Source organism: Streptomyces sp. NRRL WC-3626, assembly GCF_000718785.1.
In the GTDB taxonomy this organism is placed as follows: Bacteria; Actinomycetota; Actinomycetes; order Streptomycetales; family Streptomycetaceae; genus Streptomyces; species Streptomyces edwardsiae.
Genome location: NZ_JOCA01000002.1, coordinates 388562 through 409166, shown reverse-complemented (window position 1 = coordinate 409166; position 20605 = coordinate 388562). Strand labels below are relative to the sequence as shown.

Genomic DNA, 20605 nt, shown 5'->3' with positions numbered 1-20605 from the left:
GTCCGTTCCTCGGCTGCGCCACCCGGCCGGCGACCGCAGGAGGCCCTGCCACGATCTCGTCGCCGCTGCCGCGCCGCGCGCCGGGGCGGCGACCCGCCTCAGCGGGTCCCGCGCACCCTCAGCTCCGAGCCGGAACGGCCCTTCACGACCTCCAGCTGTGCGTGGATCCGCCGCCGCAGATCGGCGACGTGACTGACGATGCCGACGCTGCGGTCGCGTTCGCGCAGGGAGTCCAGGACGTCCAGGACCTCGTCGAGGGTCTGGTCGTCCAGGCTGCCGAATCCCTCGTCGATGAAGAGCGTGTCCAGCCGGACCCCGCCCGCCTCGTCGGTGACGACGTCCGCGAGACCGAGCGCGAGGGCGAGCGAGGCGAAGAAGGTCTCGCCGCCGGAGAGGGTCGCGGTGTCGCGTTCGCGTCCGGTCCAGGCGTCCACGACATGCAGCCCCAGACCGCTGCGTCCCCGGCCGGCGCGGTCGTCGGAGTGCACCAGGGTGTAGCGGCCGGACGACATGCGCCGCAGCCGTACGGTCGCTGCGGCGGCCACCTGTTCCAGGCGGGCGGCGAGGACGTACGACTCCAGGCGCATCTTGCGTTCGTTGTCGGCCGAGGTGCCCGCGGCGAGCCCGGCCATACGGGCCACCCGGTCGTACTCGTCGCGCAGGGGTCCCAGCCGGCGTACGGAGCCGGCCGCACGCGCGGAGAGCCGGTCGAGTTCGGTGCAGCGCCGGGCGGCGGCGTCCCGCGCGGAGGCGGCGTCGCGCACCCTGCGGTCCGCGTCCTCCGCGGCCCGCTGCGCGGCCGCGAGGTCGGCGGGCGGCCGCTGCGCGGCGGCCGCGGTCTCCGGTTCGGCGAGGACGGCCCGCACGGCGGCTTCCTCGTCCTGCCAGGCGTCCAGGCTCCGCTGGAGTTCCCGGTGGGCGGCGTCGTCGAGGAGGGCGTCGGCGGCGGCCTGCGGGGTGTCGAAGCCCGCGCGGAAGGCCGCGTCGGAGAGCCGGGCGTCGGCCTCCTTGAGCCGCTGGGCGGCGTCCTCGGCGGCGCGGACCGCGTCGGCCGCGTCCGTGAGCAGTGCGGCGCTCCGCTCCAGCTGCGCGGCCCGCGCGGCCACGCTGGTCGCCTCCCCGCGCGCCCGCGCCAACTCCTCCTCCAGCGTGACGCGTTCCTGGTCCAGCCGCTCGCGGTGCCCCACGCGTGAGGCGGCCCGGACGGCGGCCTCGCTCCGGGCGGCGACCCGGATTCCGTGTTCGTGCTCCGCGCGGCGCAGCCGTTCCTGCGCGTCGTGCAGCACGGAGGCCGCCTCGCGTGCCCGCGTGTGGCGCCGCTCCAGTTCGTCCGACTCCCGCGCGAGCTGTTCGGTGGGGGTGTCGCCGGCCTCCGCGCTCGCGGCGGCCAGTGCCTCGCGTACGACGCCGAGCCGTTGCTCGGACTCGGCGCGCCGTTCGTCGGCGCGCTGGTGGACGGCGAGGGCGCGCTCCTCCGTCTCGCGGTCGACGTGCCCGTCGACCTTGCGGGCGGGCGCGGGGTGTTCGGTGGCGCCGCAGACCGCGCAGGGGTCGCCGTCGGTGAGGCCGTCGGCGAGTTCGGCGGCGATGCCGTTCAGCCGCTGTTCCTTGAGGTCGAGCCAGTGCTGCCGGGCCGCGAGCGCGTCCTCCCGGGCGGTCCGGGCCTGCTCTTCCGCCGTTTCCCATTCCTGGGCGAGCCGGTCGCGCAGCCGTGCGGCGTTCAGCCGCTGCCGTGCGGGGTCGCGCTGTACGTCGAGTTCCCGGGCGGTGGTCGCGGCCTGCTGTGCGGACTCGATGGCGTCGCGCAGTCCCGCGCGGGTGCCGTCCCACTGCGCGAGCCAGGTCTCGGCGTCCTCCCGCGCCTCCTCGTCGGCGCGTTCCTGACGCTCCAGGGCCGCGCGCTCACCGAGGAGTTCCGTCAGCCGGCGCTCGGCGCGGCGGGCGGACTCCAGTCCGCCCAGTTCCTCGGCGGCCCGGCGTGCGGCGGCGGCGAGTCCGGCCGCCCCCGCGTCCTCGAAGGCCGCGGGGAGCAGCGCACGCGCGTGCCGTTCGGCGCCGGACGCCCGTCGGTGGGCGGTGTCTTCGGAGTCCCGTATCTCCAGGGCGGGGGCGACCGTCTCGGCCTTGCGGGCCCGCTCCATGCGGGTCCGCGCCTCCCGGTGGGCGCCGGACCGCTCCTCGAGCCGCGCCGCCCGCTCGCGCGCCTCGGCGAAGCGCCGCTGCAGCCGGTCCCGTTCGCGTACGCCGTCGAGAGCGCGGTCGGCGTCGGCGAGGGCGGACTCGGCGGTGGCGAGGCGGCAGCGGGCCGCGGTGAGCCGTTCCCGTGCGGTGCTGCGGGCGACGGCGGCCGCGACCAGCACGGCCTCGGCCAGTCCCGGTTCGCCGGGCGTGAGTTCGGGCAGTTCCATGGCGCCGCCCGCCGCCTGCTGCATGCGGTGGGCGTCGGCGAGCAGGTCCGCGTCGCCCTCGCGCACGCGGGTCTCGGCGGCCCGTCGGCGTTCGGCGAGGCGCTTCTCCACGTCGGCGAAGCGGCGGGTGTCGAAGAGCCGGCCCAGCAGCTTGCCGCGGGCTTCGGCGTCGGCGCGCAGGAAGCGCGCGAAGTCGCCCTGGGGCAGCAGCACGACCTGGCAGAACTGCTCCCGGCTCATGCCGAGGAGCTGGGTGATCTCCTCGCCCGTCTCCTGGTGCGAGCGGCTGAGGTCCTTCCAGGCGCCCCGGACGGCGTCGTACTCGCGCAGCCAGGTCTGGGCCTTGTCCACGGTGGTGCCCGCGCGGCGGCCCTTCTTGGGGCGCTCCCAGGGCGGCTGCCGGGTGATCTCCAGCCGGCGTCCGGCGACGGTGAGTTCGAGCGTGACCTCGGTGCGGACGCCCGGAGCGGCGTGGTCGCTGCGCAGGGTCATGCCCTGACCGCTCTGGCGGGCACCGGGGACGGATCCGTACAGCGCGTAGCAGACGGCGTCCAGGACGGAGGTCTTGCCGGCGCCGGTGGGGCCGTGCAGCAGGAAGAGCCCCGCTGCCGACAGTTCGGCGAAGTCGACGCTCTGGGTGCTCCCGAACGGCCCGAAGGCGGTCAGGTCCAGCCGGTGCAGCCTCATCGGGCCACCTCCCGCACCGCGTCGTCCGCGCGGACCGCGTCGAAGGCGTCCCGCAGGACGGTCCGTTCGCGCGCGTCCGGTTCGGCGCCGCGCACGTGGGTCACGAAGTCCTCGGCGATCTGCTGGTCGTCGCGGCCGGCGAGGCGGCGCGCGTAGGTGACGTCGGGGTCGTCCGCCGCCCGGTCCGGGGCGAAGACGAGGCTGAGGGTGTGCGGGAAACGCTCGCCGAGCCGGGCCATGGGATCGGCGGGGCGGACCGGGTCGGTGAGGGTCGCCTCGACCCACGCCTCCTGGTGCCGGGCCAGCGCGGGATCGGCGAGCAGCTCCTCCAGGGTGCCGCGGATCCGGGCCAGGGCGCGCGGCACCGGGCAGTCCACGCGCTCGGCGGTGACGGTCCCGTCGGCGGCCAGGTCGACGAGCCACATGCTCTTGCGGTGGTCGGCCTCGGAGAACGAGTACGGCAGCGGGGAGCCGGAGTAGCGCACGCGGCCGGTGAGGGTCTGGCAGCCGTGCAGATGCCCCAGCGCCACGTAGTCGACGCCGTCGAAGACCCCGGCGGGCACGGCGGCCACCCCGCCGACGGTGATGTCCCGCTCGCTGTCGCTGGGTTCGCCGCCGGTGACGAAGGCATGCGCGAGGACGACGGAGCGGGTGCCCGGGGGGCGGGCGGCGAGATCCGCGCGGACGCGGTCCATGGCGGCGGCCAGCACGGCCTCGTGGCCGCCCTTCTCCACTCCGAGGGTGTCCTTCACCAGCGCGGGTTCGAGGTAGGGCAGCCCGTAGAAGGCGACGTCCCCGTGCCCGTCGGCCAGCACCACCGGTGTACCGCACGCGGAGGCGTCGGTACGCAGATGGATGCCGGCGCGTCCCATGAGCCCGGCGCCGACGCCGAGGCGCCGGGCCGAGTCGTGGTTCCCGGAGATCATCACCGTCGGCACGCCCAGCTCGGCGAGCCGGTGCAGGGCGTCGTCGAACAGCTCGACCGCGGCGAGCGGCGGCACCGCGCGGTCGTACACGTCTCCCGACACGACCACCGCGTCCACGTCGCGCTCGCGCACGGTGCGGACGAGGTGGCCGATGAACTCGGCCTGGGCACCGAGCATGCCGACCCGGTGAAAGGACCGGCCGAGATGCCAGTCGGAAGTGTGCAGCAGTCTCATGATTCCCGCAGCGTAACCGCCGGGTCCGACAGCACGGGCGGTTACTCCCGTATCGCTCCGTCATGACCCGTTCCGCAAGGGCGGATCATCCGCTCACAGGCGGGCAATACGGACGGATCACGCGTCCCCGTACGCCTCTCCGCCCAGGTCGAACCCGGCGGTGCCGGCGGTCGCGTCGGCGAGCCACGCGCGGAAGGAGGGTACGTCGGCGTCCGGGAGGCCGATCTCGATCGCGACCTGCTCGCCGTAGCGCACGTCGCGTATCTCGCGTCCGGTGGCGCGCAGGTCGTTCTCGACCTTGCCGGCCCGATCGTGGCCGACCGTCACGGTGGCCAGGCGGAAGCGGCGGCGGGTGATCGTGCCGAGGCCGTCCAGCGCCTCGCCGACGGCGCCGCCGTACGCGCGGATGAGTCCGCCCGCGCCGAGCTTGACGCCGCCGTAGTAGCGGGTGACGACGGCGACGGCGTACCGCATGTCGCGGCGGAGCAGCATCTGGAGCATGGGGACGCCCGCGGTGCCGCCGGGCTCGCCGTCGTCACTGGCCTTCTGGACGGAGGCGTCGGCGCCGATGACGTACGCCCAGCAGTTGTGCGTGGCGTCGGCGTGCTCCTTGCGGACGGCGGCGACGAAGTCCTGCGCCTCCTGCTCGGTGGCCGCCGGGGCGAGGGCGCACAGGAAGCGGGAGCGGTTGACCTCGGTCTCGTGCACACCCGCGCGGGCGACGGTGCGGTACTCGTCCTGCATCCGGCCAGCCTATGCGCCCCCGCGCGGGAGGTCCGTCCCGCCCCGGGGCACCGTCAGCGACGTCAGCAGGGCGGCGCCGGGGGTGAGATTCCGCCATCCGGTGCCGCGCCAGGACAGGACGGCGATCGCGGAGGTGGGGAACTTGGTGCGGACGCGCTCCAGGCTGTCGTCGAGGCCGTCCCCCGCCAGGGTGAGGACGAGGTCCTCCAGACCCGGGTTGTGCCCGACCAGCAGCAGCGTCTCGACCTCGGCGGACACCTCGCCGACCACCGCCAGCAGACCGGGTACGCCGGCGAGGTAGAGGCGCCGGTCGAACCGGACCGGCGGGGGCGTGCCCCACTGCGCGGCGGCCAGCTCCCAGGTGCGGCGGGCGCGTACGGCGGTGGAGCACAGCGCGAGGCCGGGCAGGCAGTCCGCCTCGGCGAGCGCGCGCCCGGCGGCGGGTGCGTCCCGGAGCCCGCGCGGGGCGAGGGGACGCCGGTGGTCGCCGACGCCCTGTGGCCGGGCGGACTTGGCGTGACGCAGGACGACCAGCCGGCGCAGCGGTCCCCGCCCGGCGCGCTCGATCACGCCGGGGCTCCCAGGTCGCGGGTGAGGTCGAGGCCGAGCAGCCGGTCGGCGTAGGCGTACGTCTCGAAGCGTGCCCCGTCCGCCAGGTCCGGGTCGGCCGCCACCGCGCGGAGCACGTCGAGCACCCCGGCCGTGTCCAGATCACCCTCCCACGCGGTGCGCAGATCGGCGCGGACCGGGTCGGGGACCGGCCGGGAGGGCCGTCGCGCCCAGCCGGCGACCGCGCGGCGCCAGCCGTCGAGGGTGGCGGCCGCTTCTGCCAGGGCGGCCGCGTCGGCCGTCACGGGCTCGCCCCTGGGCCGTGCGAGCAGGGCCAGGCGCAGGGCGGCGGGGTCGGCATCGTCCGGCTCCCCGTGCACGGGCGCCACGGCGACCCGCACTCCACCGGGTGTCGCGCCGCCCTCGCTCACCACGTGCAGCACCTGCGCCTCGCCGAGGCCGGCGCCGACGTCCCCGGCGTCCTCGAAGGGGCGCACCCCGAGGGCCGCGCCGGCCGCGCGGAGTTCCGCCTGCTCCCGTTCGCCGGTGAGCAGCGCCCAAACCGGCGTGCCGCCGAGCTCCAGGGCGCGTACGAGCAGGTCGGCGACGAGTAGCACACGCAGGTTCGTCGGGTCGAACCCCTGTGTGTGGGCCTCGACCCGGGTCAGGCCCCGGCGTGCAGGGGCGGCGTTCACGAGGTCGCCGGTTCGGGCGTCGGTGATGCGCAGCACGAGGCGAGCGTAGGCGCGTGAGCGGGCGTACGCAGGTATCCGGGCCGCTTTTCGGGTCACGGGGTGCGGTTCCCGGCGCCGGACGGTCCGGCGCGGGTATCGTCCACCGTTTCGCCGAGGGGGGAACGGGCCGTCGTCGGGAATCACCGTGCGTCCCGCTTCGTTGTGCGATGCGACAGCCGATTCACGACTTCCGGGAGGCCGACGGTGTACGGCGACGAGGCGACGGTCCGCAAGATCCTCACCGGACTCGGTGACACCTGGGCCGTGGTGGGCCTGTCGTCGAACCGGCAGCGCGCGGCGTACGGCGTCGCGCAGGTGCTGCAGCGGTTCGACAAGCGGGTGGTGCCGGTGCACCCGAAGGCGGAGACGGTGCACGGCGAGCAGGGCTACGCCTCCCTCGCGGACATCCCCTTCGAGGTGGACGTCGTGGACGTGTTCGTCAACAGCGATCTCGCCGGGGCCGTCGCGGACGAGGCGGTGGCCAAGGGCGCCCGGGCGGTGTGGTTCCAGCTCGACGTCATCGACGAGGCGGCCTACGAGCGCACCCGCGCGGCGGGCCTGGAGATGGTGATGGACCGCTGCCCGGCGATCGAGATACCCCGTCTCGGTTAGGCGCTGCGCGGAGGGCGTGCCGCCGCCATAATGGCGCGATGATTCAGCCCTCCCCCCACCTCAACTCCCCTTCTCCGCAACGCTTTCCGGTCGTGATCGTGGGTGCGGGACCCGCCGGGCTCACGGTCGGCAACATTCTGCGGGCGGCCGGTGTGGACTGTCTGGTCCTGGAGACCGGGACGCGGGAGTTCATCGAACGGCGGCCCCGGGCCGGGGTGATCGAGGAGTGGGCGGTACGCGGTCTGGAGCGGCGGGGGCTCGCGGGGAACCTGCTGGAGCGGGCCGAGCGGCACACCGCGTGCGAGTTCCGGTTCGACGGGGAGCGGTACCGGTTCTCGTATCAGGAGCTGACGGGCAGCCATCACTGGGTGTATCCGCAGCCGTTGCTGGTGACGGACCTGGTGCGGGAGTACGCCGACGTGCGCGGCGGGGAGATCCGGTTCGGCGTGCGGGACGTACGGCTGCACGGCCTGGACGGCGGCCGTCCTTCGGTGTCGTACGTCGGCGCGGAGACCGGCCGGCGGGAGACCGTCGCGTGCGATTTCGTCGCGGGCTGCGACGGTGCCCGCGGGGTGACCAGGGCGTCCCTCGCTCCGGAGCGGGCCCGGGTGGCGCGGCACGACTACGGCATCGGCTGGCTGGCCCTGCTCGCCGAGGCGCCGCCGTCCGGCGACTGTGTACTGTTCGGCTGCCATCCGGACGGTTTCGCCGGTCAGATGCCCCGCGGTCCCGGGGTGACCCGCTACTACCTCCAGTGCCCGCCCGGCGACGACCCGGACCACTGGCCGCACGAGCGGGTCTGGGCGGAGCTGCGCCGCCGCCTCGGGGCGGCCGGGGCGGAGCCGCTCACCGAGGGGCGCCTGATCGAGAAGCGCGTGCTGGACATGCACGACCACGTCACCGAGCCGATGGCGTCCGGGCGGCTGTTCCTGGCCGGGGACGCGGCACACCTGGTCGCGCCGATCGCCGCCAAGGGCATGAACCTCGCCCTGCACGACGCGTTCCTGCTCGGCGACGCGCTGGCCGCGCGGCTGACCCGGGACGACGACAGCGGACTGGCCGGCTACTCACGGGAGTGCCTGCGGCGCGTGTGGGACTACCAGGAGTTCTCGCAGTGGCTGTCGGAGCTGTACCACGGCGGCGCGGCGGGCGACCCGTTCCGCGCGGGCACCACGCTCGCGCGGCTGCGCCGTCTGTTCTCCTCCCCCGCCGCCGCTGCCGCCTTCGCGGAGCAGTACCTGGGCACGGCCGCGCGGTACTGAGCCGGGCCCCGTCAGTCGTGCGGGGGGCGGTCGCCGATCCGGTGGTCCGCCACGTTCAGCGCCTCGTCCACCAGCCGGCGCAGATGGCCGTCGCGCAGGGAGTAGATGACCCGGCGGCCCTCCTTGCGGGTGTCCACGAGCCCCGCGAGCCGCAGCCGCGCCAGATGCTGGCTGACCGCGGGGCGTGCCGCGCCGCAGGCCCCGGTGAGCGTGGTGACGTCGGCCTCGCCGCCGGTCAGGGCGTGCAGCAGGGTCAGCCGGGTGCGGTCGCCGAGCAGGGCGAGCAGCTCCGCCGCGAGCGCGAAGTGCTCCTCGCCAGGCGTGTGTGGGTGCGCATCGTGCGCAGGTGATAGGTGCATGCGTGCGCTCATACGCACATAATGGTGCCGTGGGCGCCGTCGCGTCCACCTCGCGCACCGGAAGGGGACGATCGTGAGCGACCGCCACCATGAGCACGAGCACGGGCACGGGCACGGGCACGGGCACCATCGGGCGTCACCGCTGCACCGCCTCTCCCATCTCCTCACCCCGCACTCCCACGAGACCGCCGACAAGCTCGACTCCGCGCTGGAGTCCTCGGCCCGGGGCATGCGCGCCCTGTGGGTGTCCCTCGCGGTGCTGGGCGTGACGGCGCTGGCGCAGGCGGTCGTGGTGGCCGTGTCGGGGTCGGTGGCGCTGCTCGGCGACACGGTGCACAACACGGCGGACGCGCTGACCGCCGTACCGCTGGGCATCGCCTTCGTGCTGGGACGGCGCGCCGCCACCCGGCGCTTCACCTACGGCTACGGGCGCGCGGAGGATCTGGCCGGCCTCGCGATCGTGCTGACGATCGCCGCGTCCGCGGCCTTCGCCGGCTGGACGGCGTTCGCACGGCTGCTGGATCCGCGCCCCGTGGACCATCTCCCGGTGGTCGCCGTGGCGGCGCTCGTCGGATTCGCGGGCAACGAGTGGGTGGCCCGCTATCGCATCCGCGTCGGGCGTGCCATCGGCTCGGCCGCGCTGGTCGCCGACGGACTGCACGCGCGTACCGACGGATTCACCTCGCTGGCGGTGCTGCTGAGTGCCGGTGGCGCGGCGCTGGGCTGGCGGTACGCGGACCCGGTGGTCGGGCTGGCGATCACGGCGGCGATCGTCCTGGTGCTGCGGGACGCCGCGCGGGAGGTGTTCCGGCGGGTGCTGGACGCCGTGGACCCGGCTCTGGTGGACCGGGCCGAGCGGGCGCTGACCGGGGTTGTGGGAGTGCGCGCGGTGGGCGAGCTGCGCCTGCGCTGGATCGGCCACCGGCTGCGCGCCGAGGTGGCGGTCGTGGTGGACGGCGAGGCGACGCTGCGCGAGGCCCACCGCGTCGCCGTGGAGGCCGAGCACGCGCTGCTGCACGCGATCCCCCGGCTGACCGCGGCGCTGGTCCACGCCGACCCGGAGCCGGCGCCCGGTGCCGCGGATCCTCACCTCGCGCTCGCCCACCACGCGATGAGGTGACGGGTCAGGCCGCTCCCAGCCCCTCCAGTACGACCGCTCCGGGCAGCTCCGCGAACGCCTTGCCCGGCACGAGCAGTTTGCCGCGCCGCCGGCCGCTGCCGACGAGCACGTACGGGAGGTCCACGACGGCCGCGTCCACCAGCACCGGCCAGTCGCCGGGCAGCCCGATCGGGGTGATGCCGCCGTACTCCATGCCGGTCTCCCCCGTGGCCGTGTCCATCGGGGCGAAGGATGCCTTGCGGGCGCCGAGGTGACGGCGTACGACGCCGTTGACGTCGAGCCGGGTGGTGGACAGGACCACACAGGCGGCGAGCGTGGTCCCGCCGCCGCGCTTGCCGGCCACCACCACGCAGTTCGCGGACCGTTCGAGGAGGTCCCGGCCGTAGTGCTCGACGAAGACGGCGGTGTCCGCCCAGCGCGGGTCGGTGTCGACGTGCAGGATCCGGTCGGCGGGAACGCCGCCGCTCCAGGCGCGGACGGCGGCGGCGACCGGGGCGGTGAGCTCGTCGAGGCAGTCCGGGGCGGGTGTGGCGTGGTCGAAGTCTCCGATGGGTGCGCGCATGGCCGCACCGTAACAGCCGCCGGCGGGCCGTCCGAGGGGTGTCTCAGTGCACGGGCGGCACGGACACGGTCATGATCATCTCCATCGGGACATCACCCCGATTGCCGTACGTGTGGGGCGCGTTCGCCTCGAAGGAGGCGCTGGCCCCGGCCGGCACCCGGTGCTCGGTTCCGTCGACGGTGAGGGTCAGTTCCCCGGACGTGACGTGGACGAGCTCGACCGTGCCGGCGGGGTGCGGGTCGGAGTCGCTGCTCTCGCCCGGCATCAGCCGCCAGTCCCACATCTCCAGCGGGCCGGGAGCCTCGGTGCCCGCGAGCAGCCGGCTGTAGCTGCCGCCCTCGGTGTGCCAGAGCCGCACGGTCCGGTCGGCCGGGACGATCCGGACCCTGGGGCCCTGCTCGTAGTCGAGCAGGGTGGTGACGGCGACGCCGAGCGCGTCCCCGATCTTGACGACCGTGCCGATGCTCGGGTTGGTGCGGGCCTGCTCGATCTGGATGAGCATGCCGCGGCTGACCCCCGCCCGCGCGGCGAGCGCGTCCAGGGTGAAGCCGCGCTCGGTGCGCCAGCGCTTGACGTTGCGCGCCAGGGACTGGGTCAGCAGGTCGAGGTCCGACACGTTCCGTCCGTTCCGTCCGACAGGGCCGGGCTCGCTGTGCCCCACTGCTGTGCGGTGAACCCGATGGTGCACCGCACTGTACTGGCCGGCTCAGCCCTCGGGTTCCAGCTCGGCGAGCCGGGCCACGCCCCGCTCGTCCAGTTCGGCGAGGCGCGCGACACTCTCCTCGTCGAGTTCCGACAGCGCCCTCAGCTGCTCCGGGGTGATGCCCTCCGGGATCGGTACGGGCGCCGGGGTGCGCAGCGGCGGCTGCCAGCCGTCGGCGGGAGTCCAGCGGCGTACGACACGGGCGGGGGCACCCGCCACCACGGCGTGGTCGGGCACCGTGCCCCTGACCACCGCGCCCGCGGCCACCACCACGTTCCGCCCGACGCGCGCCCCCGGAAGGATCACCGCGCCGGTGCCAATCCAGCAGCCGGGGCCGATCTGAACCGGCTCCATCCGCGGCCACTGCTTGCCGATGGGCTCGTGCGGATCGTCGTAGGAGTGGTTGGTGGAGGTGACGTAGACGTACGGCCCGAAGTAGCAGTCGCTGCCGATGGTGACCGTCGTGTCGGCGATGACATGGCTGCCCCGGCCCAGCACGACCCCGTCGCCGATGCGCAGGATCGGCTCGGGTCCGAGGTCGAGGCCGGGCATCAGACCGGCGGTGAGCGTGACCTGCTCGCCGACGATGCAGTGGGCGCCGATCCGGATCCAGGGCTCCCCGAAGACCGTGCCGAGCGGGAAGGCGAGCCTGGTACCTGTTCCCATCGCCCCGAAGCGGAAGCGGCCGGGGTGTTCGGCGGTCACCGAACCCGTGCGCTGCGCCCAGGCCCAGCCCGCGTGGACCGCGCGCTGAGCGAGGCGGCGCGGCCAGGACGAGAACGTGTTCTTGCGGTGGGGCACCCGCTCACCGTAGTCGGCGGGCACCCCGCGGACGGGCCCGCGCCCCTGTGATCTTCACCCCACCGGGTTGGCGTACGGTGCGGGGGTCTACGACGTCGGGTGGAGGAGAGGGCGATGACGCACCGCGCGCTGATCACGGGTATCGGGGGCAGGGAGCCGAAGATCGACGAGGACGCGTTCGTGGCGCCCACGGCCTCGGTGATCGGGGACGTGACGCTGGGCGCGGGCGCGAGCGTCTGGTACGGGGCGGTGCTGCGCGGTGACGTGGAGCGGATCTCCGTCGGCGCGAGCAGCAACGTGCAGGACAACTGCACGCTGCACGCCGATCCGGGGTTTCCGGTCAGCGTGGGTGAGCGGGTGTCGATCGGGCACAACGCGGTCGTCCACGGCGCGACGGTGGGCGACGACTGTCTGATCGGGATGGGGGCGACCGTGCTCAACGGCGCCGTCATCGGCGCGGGGTCCCTCGTCGCCGCGCAGGCGTTGGTGCCGCAGGGCATGGTGGTGCCGGCGGGGTCGCTGGTGGCGGGGGTGCCGGCGAAGGTGCGGCGGGAGCTGAGTGCGGAGGAGCGCGAGGGGCTGACGCTCAACGGGACGCTGTACGCGGAGTTGGCGGGGGCTCACCGGGAGGAGCACGGGGGGTGAGCGCCGCGCGCGGTCTGCCGGTTGTGTGTGGCCGGCCGCGCCCACGCGGCCAAGCCGCATGTCGACACGGCCCCGCGCCCCTTCAGTCGCCGGCGACCACGGGTTCCGGCACTGCCTTCCTCGCCTTGCGCTTGAGTACCAGCATCGAGGTGACGCCGATCAGTACCGCCAGGACCAGGCCCAGCCAGGAGAAGCGCTTCAGCCAGGATTCCGCGACGATGCCGACGTAGTAGATGACGGCCGTGGTGCCGCCCGCCCACACGATGCCACCGAGGACGTTGGCGATCAGGAACTTCCAGTACGGCATCCGCAGCACGCCCGCGAGCGGGCCGGCGAAGATGCGCAGCAGGGCGACGAAGCGGCCGAAGAAGACCGCCCACATGCCCCACTTCGTGAAGGACCGTTCGGCCGTCGCGATGTGCCCCTCGCTGAAGTGGCGGGGGAACTTCGCGCCCAGCCAGGCCAGCAGCGGCCGTCCGCCCTTGCGGCCGATGGCGTAGCCGATCGAGTCGCCGATGATCGCGCCGGCCGTGGCGCAGGCGCCGAGGACCACCGGGTCGATGTCGCCGTGCTGGGAGGCGAGCAGCGCGGAGGAGACGAGGATGATCTCGCCCGGCAGCGGGATGCCCAGGCTCTCCAGTCCGATGACCAGCCCGACCAGCGCGTACACGGCGGCCGCGGGTACGGTCTCGAGCCACTCCTGCACGTGCAACGCCCTGTCCTCCCGGTCCGCCGTTCGTGCGCCGCCACCGGCGCACGAACGGGAAGCCTACCGGCCCCGCCGGAGTGCCCGTGGTCAGCCGTTGGGGCGCAGGGTCCACACGACGGTCATCTCGCCGGTGACGGCGCCGTCCTCGCGGCGGATGGCGACCGAGACCGGGAATTCGGGGCGCATGCCCTCGTCGAGTTCGGCGACGACCTCGGCGGCTGGGCGGCCGAGGGTGGCGGTGGCGGTGACGGGGCCCATCGCCAGCTTCTTGTAGGCGATCTCGGCCCGGACGGCCAGCGGTACGGCCCGCGCGAGCTGGTCGCCGAACGCGGCGAGCACGATCGCTCCGCTCGCCGACTCGCCGAGGGTGAACATCGCGCCGGCGTGCGGGCCGCCCACGTGGTTGTGGTAGTCGGCCTGGTCGGGCAGGGCGACGACAGCCCGCTCGGCGGTGGTCTCCAGGAACTGGAGGTCGAGGGTCCGGGCCATGGGCACCGTGGCGGCGAGCATCTCGCCGATGGACATCTGGTCTGCGCTCATACCCGAAGGTTACCCGCGAGTAGTCTCATGTCGCCATGCCGTACGGCCTCCAGGTTGCTACGTCCCTGTCAAAGGGCGGTGACCCAATCGTGTCCATGACGCGGTTAGTGTTGCTGCCCATGTGGCCAGGACAGCAGCCGCCCGGGGGCGAGCAGAACCCGCAGTCGAACAATCCGTACCAGCAGCCGGGGTACCAACAGCCGAATCCGTATCAGCAGCCCGGCTATCAACAGCCGAACACGTATCCGCAGCAGCCCGGCTGGGGCGCGCAGACCGTGGCGGGCGGCCCGCAGTCTCCGCAGGGCGGGGGCGGCGGCAACCGGACGAAGCTGGTGGCGATCATCGCGGCGACGGCCGTCGTCGTGGCCGCCGGTGTCACGGGGTTCCTGGTGCTCGGCGGTGACAAGGACGACGAGGCGGACGGCAAGAAGGACGCCAAGCCGACCTCCACCGCGACCAAGGACACCTCCGCCGAGCCGAGCGTCTCCGCCTCGGACGGCAACCCGCGCGGCGGTGAGGCGGAGAAGGCGACGATTCCGGGCTGGCAGGTGGTCGTCAACACGCGCTTCGGCACGAAGTTCGACGTTCCCGCCGACTGGGAGATCGAGACGCCCGGCACCAGCGTGGGCTTCGAGTGGGAGGAGAAGGACGGTGAGATGGGCCGCACCAGCGTCACCGCTCCCGCGTACCTGAAGTCCAAGTGGTGCTCGAGCGACGACGACAAGGACGGCCGCGAGAGCGACACCTCCCTCGCCACCGCCGGAACCCGCGGTGAGAACGGTGCCAAGGACACGGACATGGCCGCCGAGACCCGGGTGCCGTGGTGGATCTACGGCGGGTACACGCAGCCCGACAAGAAGAGCATCAAGTACGGGAAGCCGAAGGCGTACACCACGGCGTCCGGCATCAAGGGCAGCGTGATCACGGCGCACTCGGAGAACACTCCGCAGAAGGGCAAGTGCGACAGCGACGGCAAGGCCACCACCTTCGCCTTCAAGAACGGCGCCGGGGACTTCGTCACCTGGAACCTGTACGGCGCGAAGGGCGTCAAGGAGGAGATCCCGGACGCGACCGTGCAGAAGATCCTCAGCACGGTGCGTCTCACGGAGGAGCCTCCGACGGGGTCGTAGCAGGTCGGGGGGCCGGCGACGCATTTGGCAAGTCGGCTCCCGCCCGGCGATAGTCACGGGGTGCCGACCACCGTCTTCCGCCGCCGCCCCGACTGGGCCGGCCGCAACTACTCGCTGCTGACCGCCGCCGCCGTGGTGACCAACCTGGGCAGCCACGGCGCGCTGATCGCCGCCGCGTTCGCCGTGCTGGGTGCCGGCGGCGACGGCGGCGACGTCGGTCTGGTGGCCGCCGCCCGCACCCTGCCGCTGGTGCTGTTCCTGCTGATCGGCGGTGCCGTCGCGGACCGGCTGCCGAGGCACCGGGTGATGGTCGCGGCCAACGCCCTGAACTGCGTCTCGCAGGCCGCGTTCGCGGCGCTGGTGCTGGCGGGCGAGCCCAGGCTGTGGCAGATGATGCTGCTCAGCGCCCTCGGCGGTACGGGGCACGCGTTCTTCAACCCGGCCGCCGAGGGCATGCTGCTGTCGTCGGTGCGGGGCGATCAGGCCGGCCGGGCGTTCGCGGTGTTCCGGATGGCGATGCACGGGGCGACCCTCGGCGGTGCCGCGCTCGGCGGGGCCATGGTCGCCGCGATCGGGCCCGGCTGGGTGCTGGCGGTGGACGCGGTGGCGTTCGCGTGCGCGGCGGCGCTGCGGGCGTTCCTCGATGTGAAGCACATACCGCCGCGCGCGCCGGGCGGCGGCATGCTCGCCGATCTCAGGGAGGGCTGGCGGGAGTTCATCGGCCGGCCCTGGCTGTGGGGCATCGTCGTCCAGTTCTCGGTCGCCAACGCGGTCGTCGGCGCGGCCGACGCGGTCTACGGGCCGCTGGTCGCCCGGGACCATCTGGGCGGCGCCGCGCCCTGGGGTGTGGCGCTGGCCTTCTTCGGCGGGGGGACGGTGGTGGGCGCGCTGCTGATGACGCGCTGGCAGCCGCGCCGTCTGCTGTTCACCGGCACGCTGTGCGTGTTCCCGCTGGCGCTGCCGTCGGCGGCGCTCGCCGTGCCGGCGCCGGTCACCGTGCTGTGCGCGGTGATGTTCGTGACCGGGGTGTCCCTCGAGGTGTTCGGCGTCTCCTGGATGACCGCGCTGCACCAGGAGATACCGGAGGAGAAGCTGTCCCGGGTCTCGGCGTACGACTGGTTCGGCTCGGTCGCGCTGGTGCCGGCGGCGATGGCGCTGGCGGGCCCGGCGGAGACGGCGTTCGGCCGCCCGGAGGCGCTGTGGGGGTGCGCGGTGCTGGTCGTGGTGGTCACCGCGGCGGTCCTGTGTGTGCCGGACGTACGCAATCTGCGGCGTCGCAGCCTCCAGATCACCGGCAAGATCCCGGACCCCGCGTCCGCGGACACGGAACGGCCCGTCGGCTGACTCGGCTCCCCCACGACGGCCCCCACGACGTCCCCCCGGGGCGGCCACCGCGTCAGCCGATGCCGAACGCCCCCTCCGGGGGTTCCGGGGACATCACTGCGTCCTCGTCGCGCACCGGACGTGCCCCGCGGGTGAAGTCCCGCAGCGCCGTGCCGTGTTCGACCCTCGCGGGGAAGGCGTCGGCGGCGGTGGCGCGGGACAGGGCGGCGATGTCCAACGGCCGGTGGGCGGCGGCCAGCACGGCGTTGCCGAAGCGGCGGCCGCGCAGCACCCCCGGCTCGGCGATGAGCGCCAGCTCCGCGAACCGGGCGCCGAGCGTGGCGAGTTGCGAGCGCAGGAACGCGAAGGGGGCCGCGTCCGCGAGGTTCGCGAGATACACCCCGTCCGGCCGCAGCACACGCGCGGCCTCGTGCGCGTACCCGGCGGAGGTCAGGTGCGCCGGGACCCGCGAGCCGCCGAAGACGTCGCAGACCAGGACGTCGGCGCTGTCGTCCGGGGCCGCCGCCAGCCAGGCGCGGGCGTCCGCCGCGTGCAGGGTCACGCCGGCTCCGGCGGGGAGGGGCAGCTGCTCGGCGACCAGGTCGAGGAGCCCCCGGTCGAACTCCACGACGTGCTGCCGGGAACCGGGGCGGGTGGCGGCCAGATAGCGGGGCAGGGTGAGCGCCCCGCCGCCGAGGTGCACGGCGTCCAGAGGGCGCCCCGGCTCACCCACGGTGTCGAGGACGTGCCCGAGCCGCCGCGCGTACTCGAACTCCAGATGCGTCGGCTCGTCGAGGTCGACGTAGGACTGCGGTGCCCCGTCGACGGTCAGCAGCCAGGCCCGCTCGCGGTCGACGTCGGGCATCAGCTTGGCGGTGCCGTGGTCGACGGCACGGGTCACGGGAATGGGCTCGCTCACCGCCCCATTGTCCGCCGTCGTCCGGACGTACGGCCGGCCGCCCCCGTGTGCGGGAGCGGCCGGCCGTACGGGGCTCAGCCGACCGTCGTCACCGTTCCGGCGCCGACCGTGCGGCCGCCCTCACGGATGGCGAATCCGAGCCCGGCCTCCAGGGGCACGTCCCGGCCCAGCTCGACGGTCATCGTGACCGTGTCGCCCGGCCGCGCCACGGCGGCCTCGCCGAGGTCGACGTCGCCCACGACGTCGGCCGTACGGATGTAGAACTGCGGCCGGTACCCCGTCGACACCGGTGTCGTACGGCCGCCCTCGCGGGCCGACAGCACATACACCCGCGCCGTGAAGCGCCGGCTGGGCTCCACACTGCCCGGCGCGGCCACCACGTGCCCGCGCCGCACCGCGTCACGCGGCACCCCGCGCAGCAGCAGCGCCACGTTGTCCCCGGCCTGCGCCTCCTCCATGGGCTTGCCGAAGGTCTCCAGACCGGTCACGACGCTCTCCAGTTCGGCGCCGAGCACCTGCACCCGGTCGCCCACGCGTACGGTGCCGCGCTCCACGGCGCCGGTCACGACGGTGCCCCGGCCGGTGATGGTGAGCACGTTCTCCACCGGCAGCAGGAACGGCGCGTCGACATACCGCTCGGGCATGGGCACATAGGTGTCCACCGCGTCGAGCAGCGCGTCGATCGACGCCGTCCAGCGCGGGTCGCCCTCCAGTGCCTTCAGCCCGGAGACCCGTACGACGGGCGCGGAGTCGCCGCCGTAGCCGTGCGCGGAGAGCAGGTCGCGGACCTCCAGCTCGACCAGGTCGGTGAGCTCCTCGTCGCCCGCGTCGGCCTTGTTGATCGCCACGACGATGTGGTCGACGCCCACCTGGCGGGCGAGCAGCACGTGTTCGGCGGTCTGCGGCATGATCCCGTCGAGCGCGGAGACGACGAGGATCGCCCCGTCGAGCTGCGCCGCGCCGGTGACCATGTTCTTGACGTAGTCGGCGTGGCCGGGCATGTCGACGTGCGCGTAGTGCCGGGTGTCGGTCTCGTACTCGACGTGCGCGATGTTGATGGTGATGCCGCGCGCGGCCTCCTCCGGCGCCCGGTCGATGCGGTCGAACGGGACGAAACTGCCGGAGCCGCGCTCGGCGAGGACCTTGGTGATGGCGGCCGTCAGGGTGGTCTTGCCGTGGTCGACATGGCCCATCGTGCCGATGTTCAGATGCGGTTTGGTGCGGACGTACGCCGTCTTGGACATGGCGGTACCTCGAAGTCTCGATGGTGACGCGTGAAGCCCCGGGCGCGAACGGATCGGCGCGCGGCCGGAACGGGGACCCCGGGAACCTGGCCGACCCTCCCCCTGGGGGGTCCGCCGGTCGATCCGGGGAGGGTCAGCTTCGGGCGCCGTCGACGGCGGTGGGGAAAGCGGGGACGGCAGCCTTCGGGGCATCCGCGACCGCGGATGCTGCGAGGTGGAAGGCGTACCGGAACATGTCGTCGATCCTTGCCGACAACCCGCCCCGCGTCGAATGGTTTTCCGCGCCGCTACGCGCCGATGTTCTTCAGCGCCTCCCGCACCGACAGCGGCGCGAACCGTCCCTGCTCACGCGCCAGGAAGGACCGTACGGCGTCGGGGTCGGTCTTGGCGTACTCGCGTAGGCACCAGCCGATGGCCTTGCGGATGAAGAAGTCCGGGTGGCCGGACTGGCGCAGGCAGTGGTCGAAGAGCCGTGCGGTGTCGGTGTGTTCCCGGTAGCGCAACTGGTGGAGGAGAGCGGTGCGGGCGAGCCACATGTCGTCGTCGCCGATCCACTCGTCCATGTCGGCGGCCAGTCCCCGGTCGGCACCGACCAGCGCCCCGACGACATGGGCGGCGAGCAGGTCGACGGTGTCCCACCAGGGGACCGTGGTGACGAGGTGCCGGGCGACGGGCAGGAAGCCGGAGGAGCAGTGCCGTACATGACGGCGCAGATAGTCCACGGCGAAGTACTGGTACTCGCGCTCGGGCAGCTCCCAGCAGCGCAGGGCGACGGCCGCGCAGTCGGCCTCGCCGGGGCGGGGCAGTCCGGCCAGGACGGTGCGGGACAGGGCGCGGCGGGCCGGGGTGGTCATGCCCAGGAAGGGGGCGACGTCCTTCATGTACGCCCGCTGGGCCACGGCGCGCTCCGGGTCGCCGGCGGGCCCGTAGGCGGCGGTGAGCCGTTCCAGCACCGTGTCGGCGAGCGGACTGTCCGGCACGGAGGGTGCCCCGGCTCCTGTGACGCGCATGAGACGAAGACTACGGCGATCACACATATTCGTCGGTTAGTGTCACCGAATGCTCGATGCCACCACCCGCTCTGGGGGCACCGCCACGGCCTCTCCCCGGGCCACCGCCGCGGAACTCACCGCGCCGCTCCCGCCGGCTCCGGCCACGGGATTCGCCGCCCGCTGCGCCAGACTCCTGCTGTCCCCCTGGTCACGGCTGTCCCTGCTGGTCCTGCTGCTCCTCACCGCCGCGTCGCTGATGCTCGCGTTCGAGCCGCAGCGGCTGCTCACCGACGGCTGGCCGGCTCAGCTGGGCGGGGCCGCGGCGGTCGTGGCCTACGCGGTGGCCTACGGGGTGTGCACGGTGGCGTTCGTACCGCGCCCGCTGCTGAACCTGGCCGCGGGGGCGCTGTTCGGCTCGCAGCTCGGCCTGGGCGCGGCGCTCGGCGGTACGGTCCTCGGTGCCGGGCTGGCCTTCTGTCTGGGGCGTGCGCTCGGTCAGGAGGCGCTGCGTCCGCTGCTGCGCGGGCGCTGGCTCAAGGCGGCGGACGACCAGCTGAGCCGGCACGGCTTCCGCTCGATGCTGGCGGCCCGGCTGTTCCCGGGCATCCCGTTCGCCGCGTCCAACTACTGCGCCGCCGTCTCCCGTATGCGGCTGCTGCCGTTCCTGCTGGCGACGGCCCTCGGGTCGGTCCCGAACACCGCCGCCTACGTCGTGGCCGGCGCCCGTGCCTCGACGCCGACGTCCCCGGCCTTCCTGATCGCGCTGGCCTGCATCGCCGTACCGGGTCTGGTGGGTGCGGTGGTGGCGTGGCGCAAGCGGCACCAGCTGCGCGGGCGGTGAGACCGTGTGCGTTCCGGTGAGCAGGGAATCCGGACTTGCCCCGGCGACGTAGGTTGGAAAAACCAACCCTCCCCTAGACTCGGCCGTATGGCCGCCTCCAAAGACCCGCGCCCCTGCTCGATCGCCGACACGCTCGCGCTGGTCGGCGAGAAGTACTCCCTGCTCGTACTGCGCGAGGTCTGCCTCGGCAACGGCCGCTTCGACCAGCTGGTGCGCAACATCGGCGCTCCGCGCGACATCCTGGCCACCCGGCTGCGGCGGCTGGTCGACGCCGGGATCCTGGCCAAGCACCCGTACAGCGAGCGCCCGCGGCGTTTCGAGTACCGGCCCACGCGGGCGGGTCTCGAGCTGGAGCCCGTCCTGCTGACCCTCAAGGAGTGGGGCGACCGCCATCTGCACCGGGACGGCGACCTGCCGATGGTGCTCGAGCACGTCTGCGGCAACGAGTTCGTGCCGGTCGTGACCTGCCGGGCATGCGGCGACGAGGTGCGGCACGAGCACCTGGCCGCGCATCCTCAGGCTCCCGGGTGGACGGTGGGCGGTCCCACGGCGGCCTGATAC

General features: G+C 73.9%; 22 protein-coding genes. 8 read left to right on the top strand and 14 right to left on the bottom strand.

The features are described 5' to 3' along the window. Window positions 1-98: 98 nt before the first annotated feature. From IF28_RS0104670 to IF28_RS0104650, 5 genes are all read right to left on the bottom strand, one after another. Entirely contained in the window at window positions 99-3095 is a 2997-nt protein-coding gene (locus IF28_RS0104670) for an AAA family ATPase (protein ID WP_030214260.1), read from the bottom strand. Then, on the bottom strand, window positions 3092-4255 hold the full coding sequence (locus IF28_RS0104665; RefSeq protein ID WP_030214257.1) for an exonuclease SbcCD subunit D: 1164 nt from the start codon (window positions 4253-4255) through the stop codon (window positions 3092-3094). Before IF28_RS0104665 ends, IF28_RS0104670 begins: the two co-directional genes overlap by 4 nt. Before the next feature lie 117 nt (window positions 4256-4372). Next, the gene (locus IF28_RS0104660; protein WP_030214254.1) at window positions 4373-4999 is read right to left on the bottom strand and encodes a YigZ family protein; all 627 of its coding nucleotides are present in this window, start codon (window positions 4997-4999) and stop codon (window positions 4373-4375) included. Between the two features lie 9 nt (window positions 5000-5008). Beyond that, window positions 5009-5569 carry a SixA phosphatase family protein gene (locus tag IF28_RS0104655; protein ID WP_030214251.1) on the bottom strand — a complete coding sequence of 187 codons (561 nt, stop codon included), beginning with the start codon at window positions 5567-5569 and terminating at the stop codon, window positions 5009-5011. After that, complete coding sequence (locus IF28_RS0104650; protein ID WP_030214248.1) at window positions 5566-6279, bottom strand: hypothetical protein; 714 nt, start codon at window positions 6277-6279, stop codon at window positions 5566-5568. Before IF28_RS0104650 ends, IF28_RS0104655 begins: the two co-directional genes overlap by 4 nt. Before the next feature lie 207 nt (window positions 6280-6486). On the opposite strand from IF28_RS0104650, the gene IF28_RS0104645 reads away from it, so the two are divergent. Together IF28_RS0104645 and IF28_RS0104640 are read left to right on the top strand one after the other, a co-directional pair. Next, on the top strand, window positions 6487-6894 hold the full coding sequence (locus tag IF28_RS0104645; protein ID WP_030214244.1) for a CoA-binding protein: 408 nt from the start codon (window positions 6487-6489) through the stop codon (window positions 6892-6894). A 38-nt stretch (window positions 6895-6932) separates the two neighbouring features. After that, the gene (locus IF28_RS0104640) at window positions 6933-8156 is read left to right on the top strand and encodes a 4-hydroxybenzoate 3-monooxygenase (protein ID WP_030214234.1); all 1224 of its coding nucleotides are present in this window, start codon (window positions 6933-6935) and stop codon (window positions 8154-8156) included. 11 nt (window positions 8157-8167) lie between these two features. Here IF28_RS0104640 and IF28_RS0104635 read toward each other — a convergent pair whose 3' ends face one another. Then, entirely contained in the window at window positions 8168-8527 is a 360-nt protein-coding gene (locus IF28_RS0104635; RefSeq protein WP_030214231.1) for an ArsR/SmtB family transcription factor, read from the bottom strand. Between the two features lie 61 nt (window positions 8528-8588). Here IF28_RS0104635 and IF28_RS0104630 point away from each other — a divergent pair, with 61 nt between their 5' ends. After that, window positions 8589-9635, top strand: a complete 1047-nt coding sequence (locus IF28_RS0104630; protein ID WP_030214229.1) for a cation diffusion facilitator family transporter — start codon at window positions 8589-8591, stop codon at window positions 9633-9635. Between the two features lie 4 nt (window positions 9636-9639). Here the strand turns inward: IF28_RS0104630 and IF28_RS0104625 are convergent, their stop codons facing one another. The 3 genes from IF28_RS0104625 to IF28_RS0104615 form a co-directional block, all read right to left on the bottom strand. Further along, complete coding sequence (locus IF28_RS0104625) at window positions 9640-10197, bottom strand: YbaK/EbsC family protein (RefSeq protein ID WP_030214223.1); 558 nt, start codon at window positions 10195-10197, stop codon at window positions 9640-9642. 43 nt (window positions 10198-10240) lie between these two features. Next, window positions 10241-10813 carry a helix-turn-helix domain-containing protein gene (locus tag IF28_RS0104620; protein WP_030214204.1) on the bottom strand — a complete coding sequence of 191 codons (573 nt, stop codon included), beginning with the start codon at window positions 10811-10813 and terminating at the stop codon, window positions 10241-10243. A gap of 90 nt (window positions 10814-10903) precedes the next feature. Then, entirely contained in the window at window positions 10904-11701 is a 798-nt protein-coding gene (locus IF28_RS0104615) for an acyltransferase (protein ID WP_030214201.1), read from the bottom strand. A 114-nt stretch (window positions 11702-11815) separates the two neighbouring features. Here IF28_RS0104615 and IF28_RS0104610 point away from each other — a divergent pair, with 114 nt between their 5' ends. Continuing rightward, the gene (locus IF28_RS0104610; RefSeq protein ID WP_030214199.1) at window positions 11816-12346 is read left to right on the top strand and encodes a gamma carbonic anhydrase family protein; all 531 of its coding nucleotides are present in this window, start codon (window positions 11816-11818) and stop codon (window positions 12344-12346) included. Between the two features lie 82 nt (window positions 12347-12428). On the opposite strand, the gene IF28_RS0104605 is transcribed toward IF28_RS0104610, so the two are convergent. Both IF28_RS0104605 and IF28_RS0104600 read right to left on the bottom strand, forming a co-directional pair. Next, window positions 12429-13058, bottom strand: a complete 630-nt coding sequence (locus tag IF28_RS0104605; RefSeq protein ID WP_030214198.1) for a DedA family protein — start codon at window positions 13056-13058, stop codon at window positions 12429-12431. Between the two features lie 84 nt (window positions 13059-13142). Further along, entirely contained in the window at window positions 13143-13595 is a 453-nt protein-coding gene (locus IF28_RS0104600) for a DUF4442 domain-containing protein (protein ID WP_199808952.1), read from the bottom strand. Window positions 13596-13714: 119 nt separating this feature from the next. Between IF28_RS0104600 and IF28_RS0104595 the strand changes: the two genes are divergently transcribed. Continuing rightward, entirely contained in the window at window positions 13715-14725 is a 1011-nt protein-coding gene (locus tag IF28_RS0104595) for a hypothetical protein (RefSeq protein WP_030214193.1), read from the top strand. Between the two features lie 60 nt (window positions 14726-14785). Next, window positions 14786-16069 carry an MFS transporter gene (locus IF28_RS0104590; RefSeq protein ID WP_030214191.1) on the top strand — a complete coding sequence of 428 codons (1284 nt, stop codon included), beginning with the start codon at window positions 14786-14788 and terminating at the stop codon, window positions 16067-16069. Between the two features lie 52 nt (window positions 16070-16121). Here the strand turns inward: IF28_RS0104590 and IF28_RS0104585 are convergent, their stop codons facing one another. The 3 genes from IF28_RS0104585 to IF28_RS0104570 all read right to left on the bottom strand — a co-directional run bounded on the left by IF28_RS0104585 (window position 16122) and on the right by IF28_RS0104570 (window position 19221). After that, window positions 16122-16967 carry a spermidine synthase gene (locus tag IF28_RS0104585; protein ID WP_030214188.1) on the bottom strand — a complete coding sequence of 282 codons (846 nt, stop codon included), beginning with the start codon at window positions 16965-16967 and terminating at the stop codon, window positions 16122-16124. Window positions 16968-17041: 74 nt separating this feature from the next. After that, window positions 17042-18211, bottom strand: coding sequence for an elongation factor Tu (gene tuf / locus IF28_RS0104580; protein ID WP_030214187.1), 1170 nt, complete (start codon window positions 18209-18211; stop codon window positions 17042-17044). A gap of 287 nt (window positions 18212-18498) precedes the next feature. After that, window positions 18499-19221, bottom strand: a complete 723-nt coding sequence (locus IF28_RS0104570) for a DNA alkylation repair protein (protein ID WP_030214184.1) — start codon at window positions 19219-19221, stop codon at window positions 18499-18501. A gap of 49 nt (window positions 19222-19270) precedes the next feature. Between IF28_RS0104570 and IF28_RS0104565 the strand changes: the two genes are divergently transcribed. After that, entirely contained in the window at window positions 19271-20044 is a 774-nt protein-coding gene (locus IF28_RS0104565) for a TVP38/TMEM64 family protein (RefSeq protein WP_030214181.1), read from the top strand. A gap of 87 nt (window positions 20045-20131) precedes the next feature. Then, window positions 20132-20602: a winged helix-turn-helix transcriptional regulator gene (locus IF28_RS0104560; RefSeq protein ID WP_030214177.1), complete on the top strand. Its 471-nt coding sequence runs from the start codon at window positions 20132-20134 to the stop codon at window positions 20600-20602. Window positions 20603-20605: the final 3 nt, after the last annotated feature.

What these genes read in the sequence shown, in the direction of transcription:
- IF28_RS0104560 (WP_030214177.1), top strand. Translation starts at nt 20,132, where the DNA reads ATGGCCGCCTCCAAAGACCCGCGCCCCTGCTCGATCGCCGACACGCTC.
- IF28_RS0104640 (WP_030214234.1), top strand. Translation starts at nt 6,933, where the DNA reads ATGATTCAGCCCTCCCCCCACCTCAACTCCCCTTCTCCGCAACGCTTT.
- IF28_RS0104635 (WP_030214231.1), bottom strand. Translation starts at nt 8,527, where the DNA reads ATGAGCGCACGCATGCACCTATCACCTGCGCACGATGCGCACCCACAC.
- IF28_RS0104570 (WP_030214184.1), bottom strand. Translation starts at nt 19,221, where the DNA reads ATGCGCGTCACAGGAGCCGGGGCACCCTCCGTGCCGGACAGTCCGCTC.
- IF28_RS0104660 (WP_030214254.1), bottom strand. Translation starts at nt 4,999, where the DNA reads ATGCAGGACGAGTACCGCACCGTCGCCCGCGCGGGTGTGCACGAGACC.
- IF28_RS0104665 (WP_030214257.1), bottom strand. Translation starts at nt 4,255, where the DNA reads ATGAGACTGCTGCACACTTCCGACTGGCATCTCGGCCGGTCCTTTCAC.
- IF28_RS0104610 (WP_030214199.1), top strand. Translation starts at nt 11,816, where the DNA reads ATGACGCACCGCGCGCTGATCACGGGTATCGGGGGCAGGGAGCCGAAG.
- IF28_RS0104600 (WP_199808952.1), bottom strand. Translation starts at nt 13,595, where the DNA reads ATGAGCGCAGACCAGATGTCCATCGGCGAGATGCTCGCCGCCACGGTG.
- IF28_RS0104670 (WP_030214260.1), bottom strand. Translation starts at nt 3,095, where the DNA reads ATGAGGCTGCACCGGCTGGACCTGACCGCCTTCGGGCCGTTCGGGAGC.
- IF28_RS0104625 (WP_030214223.1), bottom strand. Translation starts at nt 10,197, where the DNA reads ATGCGCGCACCCATCGGAGACTTCGACCACGCCACACCCGCCCCGGAC.
- tuf (WP_030214187.1), bottom strand. Translation starts at nt 18,211, where the DNA reads ATGTCCAAGACGGCGTACGTCCGCACCAAACCGCATCTGAACATCGGC.
- IF28_RS0104565 (WP_030214181.1), top strand. Translation starts at nt 19,271, where the DNA reads ATGCTCGATGCCACCACCCGCTCTGGGGGCACCGCCACGGCCTCTCCC.
- IF28_RS0104595 (WP_030214193.1), top strand. Translation starts at nt 13,715, where the DNA reads ATGTGGCCAGGACAGCAGCCGCCCGGGGGCGAGCAGAACCCGCAGTCG.